Raw genomic sequence first — 8,686 nt, 5'->3', positions numbered from 1 at the left:
TCGATTCACCGAGACTCCCCCTGAACGTTCGTGTCACATCTCTAGGACGTCGAGCCCTTTGCCGCTTCTTCGCAGGAGCCCTTCGACCACGCATCGGTGCAGTTCTGTCCGATCCCGTTCAGGCGTGAGGCGCGAGCGCCGCCGCCGCCGACCGCCCACCGGGCGGCCGGTTCCTCGGCGGAGGACGACCACGAGTCGATCCGGTCCCCGTTATTGACGTCGGCGAAATAACTGTCGCGGTCAATATCGGCCCGAGCCGTGGTCATGGGAGTAGCTGTAACACGCCTTATGCGAAGACCGCAAGCGTTTGCGCAACAAAGCCCAATAGTTGACCTGAATTAATGATGCGAACCCGAAACGCAGTACGCAATTCCTTGTCGATGCAACCATTCCTCGGGCCTGTTGGCATACGGATTTCCTCGTATAACGCCCTGATTAGGTTTGTTGACAGCTCATTTGGCTCGCTGAATCAAACCCGCCGTACAACGGTCACGCTTCGCCGAGCCGGGAACGAAACACTCGACGTTCACTGAGGGGAATCCTAGAGAGGAAGCAGCGGTGTATGTGCTGCTTTTGCCATAGCCATCTGAGAGTTGCGCGCGCGATGCGGTTCAGGAAGGTCGAAGGCATATCGGTGATTCGTTTGCTGTTGCAGTACGCCGCTGCGCTTCACCGTGAGGGTCGCCGATCGTGACCGGCGCTCAGCTTCGGCGTCCGATGGGATCGGGACGGGTATGCAGGCCGCCAACTCTTCTCGGCTCTCTGGCGGGCGCGGCGGCCCGCACCCGTCTTCGTCCGCACCGGGCGGACCGCATGACGGGTATTGCTGTGACCGGCCAGGCCGTCGCCGGGCCGTCACAGAGCTCCCTGCATTCCGGCCCGCCCACGCCGCTCGAACAACGCTGACCGAGGCGCTCCACCTCGATCTATGCCATCCATCAGTGGCGTTGCGGGGCGTGCACCGCCTGTCGCGCGGCGGGCGCGGCGCCGAGCAGCGTCTCGGCCAGGCGGACGGTCGACGGCGTGCAGCGGTCGATCGGCGGCGATGCGAGGTAGACCTGCCACGTCACGGGTTCGGTGACGTCGATAGCGTTCAGGTGGTCGAACTTCTGCGCCTCCGACGCCGGCATGAACGCGGTGCCGAGCCCGCTGCCGACCAGTTCGGCGACGGCGGCGAAGCCGGCCGGCACCTCGTAGGACGTACGCGCGGTGACACCTGCGGCGCGGCAGGCGTCGTCCGTCAGTCGACGAAGCCCGAATTCCGGTGGAAAGCCCACGAGGTCTTCGCCGGCGACGTCGGCGAGGCGGACTCGCCGCCGCCGGGCCAGCGGGTGATCCCGACGGCACACGAAGACCATCGGCTCCTCGAAGAGCAGCCGCATGTCGAGCTGCGGTGGGAACCGGTTGGGCACCGAGATCAGCGCCAGGTCGAGCGAGCCCTCGATGAGTGCGGCGAGGTAGGCCGAGGCACCGGACTGGCTCAGCCGGAGCCTTAATCGTACGAAGGGGTTGGCGCGGTGGAACTCGCCGAGAGCACCGGGGACGTCGAGGGGTCCGAAGGAGATGAGTGAGCCGAACTCGATGGTGCCGCTGAGAGCCCCGCGGTACTCGGCGACCGATTCGCCGGCCGCGCGGGTCACCCTCACGACGTCATGGGCATGAATGCGGAAACGGTCGCCCGCCGGCGTGAGCCTGATCTGCTGCCGTGTCCTGTCGAACAACTCGACTCCGAGTTCGCGTTCGAGTTTCGCGATCGACGTGGACAGCGCCGACTGCACGACGTGAACCCGCTCGGCTGCCCGCGTGAAACTCAGCTCTGCGGCGACGGCGAGAAAGTGCTCGACCTGGCGGAGTTCCACACGCGTCATCGTATCTATGTCACAGATGTGCCTCATGGCCAACGATCATTGGACTCGATGATGATTCTGAGGTCGGATGGTCGGTATGACCTCAGTCAACAGACGGGACTTCGCACGCTTGGCGACGCTGGCGGCCACCGGCGCGACTGCGCTCGCAGCGTGCGCACCGTCGCCGGCGCAAGCCGGTCCGCCGCCGGCTCCCGGGCATCGACTCGGCCCGATCCGACAGATCGACGCTGGGGACTTGAACGTCGGATACGCCGAGGCGGGGCCCCCGGATGGGCCGCCCGTGATCCTGTTGCACGGCTGGCCCTACGACGTGAACAGTTACGCCGACGTCTCCGCCCTGCTCGCCGGTCAGGGTTTCCGGGTCATCGTGCCGTACCTGCGCGGCTTCGGGACCACCCGCTTCCTCTCGGCGGACACTCTCCGGAACGGGCAACAGGCCGCGCTCGCGCACGACGTGATCAGCCTGATGGACGCGCTGCAGATCCCCGCCGCCATTCTCGGCGGATACGACTGGGGCGGCCGCACCGCCAACGTCGTCGCGACGCTGTGGCCGCAACGGTGTACCGGCCTCGTCGCCGTCAGCGGCTACATCACGGTCGATCTGACCGCGAATCTCGAACCCCTGCCGCCGAAGGCCGAGCACGGTTGGTGGTACCAGTACTACTTCGCCACACCCCGCGGAGAGGCCGGCTACCGGAAGAACACCCACGAATTCAACAAGTTGATCTGGCAGCTCGCATCGCCGGCGTGGAAATTCACCGACGACACCTACGACCTGTCGGCGGCGGCGTTCGACAACCCCGACCACGCCGAGATCGTCATCCACAACTACCGATGGCGGCTGAGCCTCGCCCCGGGTGAGAGCCGCTATGACGCCGACGAACGCCGGCTCGCCGACCGGCCGCCGGTCACGGTCCCGACGATCACCATCGCCAGCGACTTCGACGGCGCCGCCAAGGACGGTGCCGCCTACCGCGCGCTCTACACCGGGTGGTACCAGCACCGGGTCCTCGACGGCATCGGCCACAACGTGCCCCAGGAGGCGCCGCAGGATTTCGCGTCGGCGATCGCCGAGGTGGCCAGACACTCCTGATATCGCCGCCGTGGCCGAACCGTGACCAACGCTTGACCGAATCCTCAACGCGCGCCGTGCTGTTCGAGCATTGACGCACCCGTAAGATGACGACGTTCAAGATCATGCGTCAGTCAGGGGTTCGAGCCGATGCGGGCAGTTGTTCAGCTTGTCCTACCGGTGGTGGTCGCCACCACAGCCGTGCTCGGGGGCACACCCGACGTCGACACCGCAGCGGTCAGTCTGCCGATGTCCGGGGCCGTCGATGCCGTCGCGCCGACCCGGGGTGCGCGCGTCGGAGTCGGGCACCCGGTGGTGGTGACGTTCGCCGGCCCGATCGCCGACCGGGCCGCCGCCGAGCGCGCTCTCCGCATCACCTCGACACCCGCAAGGACCGGCCGCTTCGAATGGTTGGAAGACGCAGTGGTGCAGTGGGTCCCGGATGAGTTCTGGCCGGCGCACAGCACGGTCGCCCTGTCGGTGAACGGCAAGCTGACGCAGTTCGAGACCGGTCCAGCCGTCGTCGGGGTCGCCGACCTGTCGGATCACACCTTCACCGTGACCATCGACGGGGCAGGGGTCGGATCACCGATCGCACTGCCCGCGCCGCACCACCTGCCACGCTTCGGCGAGGAGGGCGTGTTGCTGGCGACCATGGGGCGGCCGGAGTATCCGACCCCGGTCGGCACCTACAGCGTGCTGGCGAAAGATGCCACGGTGGTGATGGATTCGAGCAGCGTCGGCATCCCCGTCACGGCACACGACGGGTACCGGCTCGAGGTGGAGGACGCCGTACGCTTCACCCGGCGTGGCCTTTTCGTGCATTCCGCGCCGTGGGCCGTCAACTCGATGGGGCTGGAGAACGTCAGCCATGGATGCATCAGCCTGGCTCCGGCCGCCGCGCAGTGGTACTTCGACACCGTCAACATCGGTGATCCGGTGATCGTGCAGGACTAGTAAATCAGCGCAGAGAGTCCACGCCACAACGGAATCCGGGCCACATGGCGTGCGAAGCACACCATGTGACCCGGGAGTGGGCGCGGCGACGCCGCGCTACCTGACCAGGACCGCCTTGTCCACGGGAGCCGCCTGGACCGGCGCACCCGCGGCGGGACCGGTGGCCGAGGTCTTTCCGGTCGGCACTCCCTTTCCGCCGAGACCGCCCATTTCGAGGAGCGGAGCGCCGCCGGCCGCGGGTGCGATGGGGGCGCCTGCCGGCACGGGCGGTACGACCGGGACCGGTGGGACGAGGGGAACGGGCGGCACGGGCGGCACGGGCGGCGCGGCCGGGACCGGTGGGACGACGGGCGGCGCGACCGGTGGCACCACGGGCACGGGCGGAGCCAACGGCGCTGCGGCCCCGGCTGCCTGACACAGCGGCGCCGCGCCGGCAGCTCCCGGTGCAGCGGCAGCCGCCGGCGCACCGGCGGCCTGGTCCACGCACTGGTAACCACCCGTCTTCAACGGGGCGGCTGCCGCGTGCGGGCTCAGCGCCGCGGCCGCCACACACAAGCCGGCACCGGCTACTACTCGTACAGCAATCCGACCAAAGGTGCTCATTGCCGGTGACTCCTTCAACTCTGCTCAAAAATGACTGCGACGAAAATTACCTGTTGCGCAACCGTAGGGCAGACCGTAATGCCTGTCTACGCAACGCCACTAGAGGTTGCCAGGCTGACGCCCAAGCGAGTTGCCCCCGTGACGGGGCCGTTTCCGTGTCGTGACACTGGACCCTGATCCGCGCTCTACCGCGCTGGCGCAGCTAATCGATCGAGCGGCGCGAACTACCCGGACGCGGCGCGCCGGAACTCGCTCGGGTTGACGCCGCGGACCCGTTTGAACGCTGCGCTGAAGCCGAACGGGTCGGAGTAACCCACCGTGCCGGCGATGTCGGCGACGGTTGCCGCCTTCCTCTCGATCAGCAGATCGGCCGCAAGCGTCATGCGCCACCGGGTGAGATAGGTCAACGGGGGTTCGCCGACCAGGTCCGCGAAGCGCTTCGCCAGCGTCGAGCGTGAGACCCCGATGCGGTCGGCCAGCGACGCCACCGTCCACGGCGCGGCGGGTTCGGCGTGCAGCAGCCGCAGCGCGTCGCCGGCGACCGGATCGCGCTGGGCAGCCCACCACGCCGGCGGCTCACCGCCGGGCCGGTCGAACCATTCGCGCAGCGTGCACACCAGCATCCAGTCCAGCAGGCGGTCCAGCACCACCTGCTGGCCGGGCGCGTCGACGGCGACCTCGGCGGCGAGATGATCGAGCACCGCGTCCCCCGTGCCGCCCGCCGGGACGCGAAGGACGACAGGCAGCGCCTCCAGGAGCCGGCGGCTGATCTCGCCGCGCACCGGATAGGCGCCGACGATCAATGTCGGCGCCGCGTCGCCGCCGTCGCGGGGGTCGGTCCACCCGAGCCGATGCCGGGTGCCGCCCTGTTCAGGCGTCGCACAGTGCTCGCCGCACGCGATGGGCTCCGCGTCGGTGTCCAGTTCGTCGACGAAGGTGAACGTCCCGGGTCCCCGCACGACGACCGTCTCGTAGGCGTGGAGTGGTTCGGGCGGGCCGGCCTCCGGAACGATCCAACCCTGCCCGCCCAGCACGGTGCACAGCGTGAGTGGCGCGCCGTCCACGAAGTGCAGCGCCCACGGCGGCGACAGGGTGGTGCTGCCGAACAGCGAACCGTGGGCCCGCACCCCGCGGAACAGATCACCGAACGCATCCATGTCGGCAGATTAGACGATTGGACATGCATTGCGGCTTGTCACCCATGGAAGTGTCCGACTCATCGCCGTTCACTGGACACATGAGCAGTGACAACACCCTCGTCCTCGGCGGAACCGGCAAGACCGGCCGTCGGATCGCCGCCCGGCTTCGGTTGCACGGAATACCGGTCCGCGCGGTTGCGCGAACCACCGAGATCCCGTTCGAATGGTCCGACCCCGGCACCTGGAATCCGGCCCTGCAGGGGGTCTCCGCCGCGTACATCGTCGCGCCACCGCTGCCCCGTGGAAAGCCAGGCCCCGCGCACGACTTCGTGGCGCAAGCCGAGAACGCCGGGGTGCGGCGCCTCGTCCTGCTCTCCGGGCGCGGCGCCGACAGCTGGGGCGACTCCGCGTTCGGCCTGGACATGCGCGACGCCGAAGACGCAGTGCGTGGCTCGGGCCTGGAGTGGACCGTGCTGCGGCCGAACAATTTCGCGCAGAACTTCGACGAGGAACTCTGGCATGCCCCGCTCATCGCGGGCCATCTGGCGCTTCCGGCCGGCGAGGTACCCGAGCCGTTCATCGACCTCGAGGACGTCGCCGACGTCGCCACCGCGGTGTTGACCGAACCCGGTCGGCACGCCGGACAGGTCTACGAACTCAGCGGACCGCGGTCGGTCACCTTCGAGGATGCGGTGCAGTTGATCTCCCGCGCGGCGGATCTGCCGATCGCCTACAAGCAGATCTCCGCCGACGAGTACGCGGCGGGTCTGGCACCCGACGGCCTGAGCGAGGACGACGCCCACCATGTCGCCGAGATGTTCGTGTTGATGGAACGCGGACTCATCGCCGAGACGACGGACGGTGTCGCGACCGTGCTGGGCCGTCCGCCCCGCACCTTCGAGAACTACGTGCTGCGGACCGCCGTGGCGGGGGCGTGGCGGCCGTGAGCGCCGATGCGTTGACCGCCGAGGACCGCGTGTTCCTCCGACGCCCGCTGCACGGCTTCCTGTCGGTGGCTGCCGGACCGCGCCCACCCCAGCCGCGCCCGGTGTGGTTCGAGGTCACCGACGTCGGCACCGTGCAGCTCTTCACCGGGCCGGACACCGCGAAGATCCGCCAGTTGCGGGAGGATTCGCGCGCCTCGCTCGTCGTCGCCGCGCCGGTGGGCGAACGCGAACGCTGGGTGTCGGTCACCGGACCGGTGACGGTGGAGGCCGACGGAGCGCACGACCTCGCCGCGCGGCTCGCCGCCCGCTACTGGGACCTCCGCGACGCCGGCCGGGCGGGCGACCTCGCGGACATCTTGGCGCAGGACCAGGTTCACCTGGTCATCCGCCCGCAGCAGGTGAGTCGCTACCTGATGTGACCGTCCCCGAATGCTCGGCCACGGATGGCCGAGCTGCGCGCGTCAGGGGGATCCGGCCGACCTCGTCGAGTTCAGCCGACCCGCGAGGCTGCTCGAAGAACACCTCGGCCTGCCTGCCGTCGGCTTCCATGGTCGCAATCGTGTTGCCGAACAGCGGACCGCAGACGTTCGACCAGCTCACCGGCAAGGCAGGTAGGTCACGATGGCGGGCCCAGCGCCGGGTCAGCCGAGCCACCGGCTGCGACCACCCGAGACGGAACGCCGGCTTCACCGCGGCGGGCACATAGTTGTGCACCGGCGAGCAGACCAGCTGGTGCACGGTGGCGCCGCGATCCGCCGCCGGTAGGTCGGTCAGATGTGCGCGAGCGGCGTAGCTGTGGTGCACATCGCCGGAGAGCACGCTCACGGTGGCAGGCCCGTCGGGATGGCTTGCGACCCGCCCGATCAGTTCGGTCAGGCGCAGGAAGGACTTCAGGAACGCCGCCCAGTGCTCGAAATCGCCGGCGCGCCGGATCTTCTCGGCGAGGCGGCCGCGCCGGTCGGGACGGTTGGCGGCCTGCTCGTTCATCATCTGCAGATCGCTGATGGCCGGCGGCAGCAGCCACGGCAGCGACGAGGCGAGCATCAGGTGGTCGACGTCTTCGACGCCGTCGGTGGCTTCGCCCTCCAGCCAGGCGAATTCCCGTTCACCGATCATCATCCGGTTGCCCGACTCCAGGATCCGGCCGTTGCGGGAGTCGATCATGATCAGCCGGGTGCGACCGAGATCCCATCGGTAACTGAACCGGATGCCCTTGCTCTCGTCGACCTCCTCGTCGGCACGGTCGGCGAGATCCACCAGGAGCGGCCAGGTGTCACCGTCTGCGGCGAGGAGGCGCTGATAGTCCTCGTTGCCTGCCAGATCCTCGGGGCTGAGATTGCCCAGGTGTTGATAGACCCAGTACGACGCCAAGCCGGCGCGTATCCGGTCGCGCCACCAGGGCTTCGTGTTGATGTCCGCGCGCCATGCTTCCGACGTGTTCCAATCGTCGCGGATGTCGTGATCGTCGAAGATCATCGCCGTGGGAACGGTCGACATCAGCCAACGGATCTCCGGATCACCCCACGAATGACGGTACAGCCGTTCGTATTCGGCGAATGTGACCACTTCGTCCGGGGGGCGGCTGCCGTTCGAACTGCGCCGGGTGCGCTTGCCCGCCAGGTGTTGCCGCGATTCCGGGGTGAGCTCGTCGGCATAGAGCTGATCCCCCAGCAGGATCAGGGCATCGGGCCACGCCTCCATCGCCTGCCCGGCCATGCGGGTCGCATACGAGTCGAGGGCGTCGCGGCCGAGCTTTGAGTCGACCTTGTCGTCCTCGGTCTTCGGATACCGGCACGATCCGAAGATCGCACGCATCCGAGGTGCGGATTCCGGGCCTCGCGTCCGGATGACGCTCGGGGGATAGGGCGAGTCCTCGACCGGCCACACCTGCTGCCCGTCCACTGTCACCTGATATTCGGTGACCGAGTCCGGGGTCAGGCCGGTCACCTCCACGAGGGCGTAGTGGTGACCCTGCACGTCGAACGTCTGGGCCGAGCAGCCGAGGACGCTCACCGTGGCCGCCTGCTCGGTCTGCACCCACACCGACGCGGTCGTCTCGCCGACATGGCGGAGCGCTGGACCGAGCACAAGAGGCACTCC

8 protein-coding genes are annotated in these 8,686 nt (G+C 68.4%); 4 read left to right on the top strand and 4 right to left on the bottom strand.

The features are described from left to right. Window positions 1-41: 41 nt before the first annotated feature. A complete protein-coding gene (locus AB0K11_RS16320) occupies window positions 42-266 on the bottom strand; it encodes a hypothetical protein (RefSeq protein WP_364978361.1) in 225 nt (74 codons plus the stop codon). 672 nt (window positions 267-938) lie between these two features. Further along, window positions 939-1,859 carry a LysR family transcriptional regulator gene (locus AB0K11_RS16315; RefSeq protein ID WP_364978358.1) on the bottom strand — a complete coding sequence of 307 codons (921 nt, stop codon included), beginning with the start codon at window positions 1,857-1,859 and terminating at the stop codon, window positions 939-941. Window positions 1,860-1,944: 85 nt separating this feature from the next. Between AB0K11_RS16315 and AB0K11_RS16310 the strand changes: the two genes are divergently transcribed. Together AB0K11_RS16310 and AB0K11_RS16305 are read left to right on the top strand one after the other, a co-directional pair. Continuing rightward, window positions 1,945-2,961 (top strand): alpha/beta hydrolase, encoded by a 1,017-nt coding sequence (locus tag AB0K11_RS16310; protein ID WP_364978355.1) that lies wholly within the window; start codon window positions 1,945-1,947, stop codon window positions 2,959-2,961. A gap of 129 nt (window positions 2,962-3,090) precedes the next feature. Beyond that, the gene (locus AB0K11_RS16305) at window positions 3,091-3,897 is read left to right on the top strand and encodes an Ig-like domain-containing protein (RefSeq protein WP_364978352.1); all 807 of its coding nucleotides are present in this window, start codon (window positions 3,091-3,093) and stop codon (window positions 3,895-3,897) included. Window positions 3,898-4,724: 827 nt separating this feature from the next. Here the strand turns inward: AB0K11_RS16305 and AB0K11_RS16300 are convergent. Then, window positions 4,725-5,657: an AraC family transcriptional regulator gene (locus AB0K11_RS16300; protein WP_364978349.1), complete on the bottom strand. Its 933-nt coding sequence runs from the start codon at window positions 5,655-5,657 to the stop codon at window positions 4,725-4,727. An 80-nt stretch (window positions 5,658-5,737) separates the two neighbouring features. Between AB0K11_RS16300 and AB0K11_RS16295 the strand changes: the two genes are divergently transcribed. Next, on the top strand, window positions 5,738-6,586 hold the full coding sequence (locus AB0K11_RS16295; RefSeq protein ID WP_364978346.1) for an NAD(P)H-binding protein: 849 nt from the start codon (window positions 5,738-5,740) through the stop codon (window positions 6,584-6,586). After that, the gene (locus AB0K11_RS16290; RefSeq protein WP_364978524.1) at window positions 6,583-7,005 is read left to right on the top strand and encodes a pyridoxamine 5'-phosphate oxidase family protein; all 423 of its coding nucleotides are present in this window, start codon (window positions 6,583-6,585) and stop codon (window positions 7,003-7,005) included. The genes AB0K11_RS16295 and AB0K11_RS16290 overlap by 4 nt, the downstream gene beginning before the upstream one ends. Here AB0K11_RS16290 and AB0K11_RS16285 read toward each other — a convergent pair. Further along, complete coding sequence (locus tag AB0K11_RS16285) at window positions 6,968-8,683, bottom strand: alkaline phosphatase D family protein (RefSeq protein ID WP_364978343.1); 1,716 nt, start codon at window positions 8,681-8,683, stop codon at window positions 6,968-6,970. The two genes, AB0K11_RS16290 and AB0K11_RS16285, sit on opposite strands and share 38 nt — an antisense overlap. Window positions 8,684-8,686: the final 3 nt, after the last annotated feature.

The organism is Mycobacterium sp. NPDC050551 (genome assembly GCF_040674075.1).
Taxonomy (GTDB): domain Bacteria; phylum Actinomycetota; class Actinomycetes; order Mycobacteriales; family Mycobacteriaceae; genus Mycobacterium.
This window is presented reverse-complemented; position numbering and strand designations above follow the sequence as displayed.

What these genes read in the sequence shown, in the direction of transcription:
- AB0K11_RS16300 (WP_364978349.1), bottom strand. Translation starts at nt 5,657, where the DNA reads ATGGATGCGTTCGGTGATCTGTTCCGCGGGGTGCGGGCCCACGGTTCG.
- AB0K11_RS16305 (WP_364978352.1), top strand. Translation starts at nt 3,091, where the DNA reads ATGCGGGCAGTTGTTCAGCTTGTCCTACCGGTGGTGGTCGCCACCACA.
- AB0K11_RS16310 (WP_364978355.1), top strand. Translation starts at nt 1,945, where the DNA reads ATGACCTCAGTCAACAGACGGGACTTCGCACGCTTGGCGACGCTGGCG.
- AB0K11_RS16295 (WP_364978346.1), top strand. Translation starts at nt 5,738, where the DNA reads ATGAGCAGTGACAACACCCTCGTCCTCGGCGGAACCGGCAAGACCGGC.
- AB0K11_RS16320 (WP_364978361.1), bottom strand. Translation starts at nt 266, where the DNA reads ATGACCACGGCTCGGGCCGATATTGACCGCGACAGTTATTTCGCCGAC.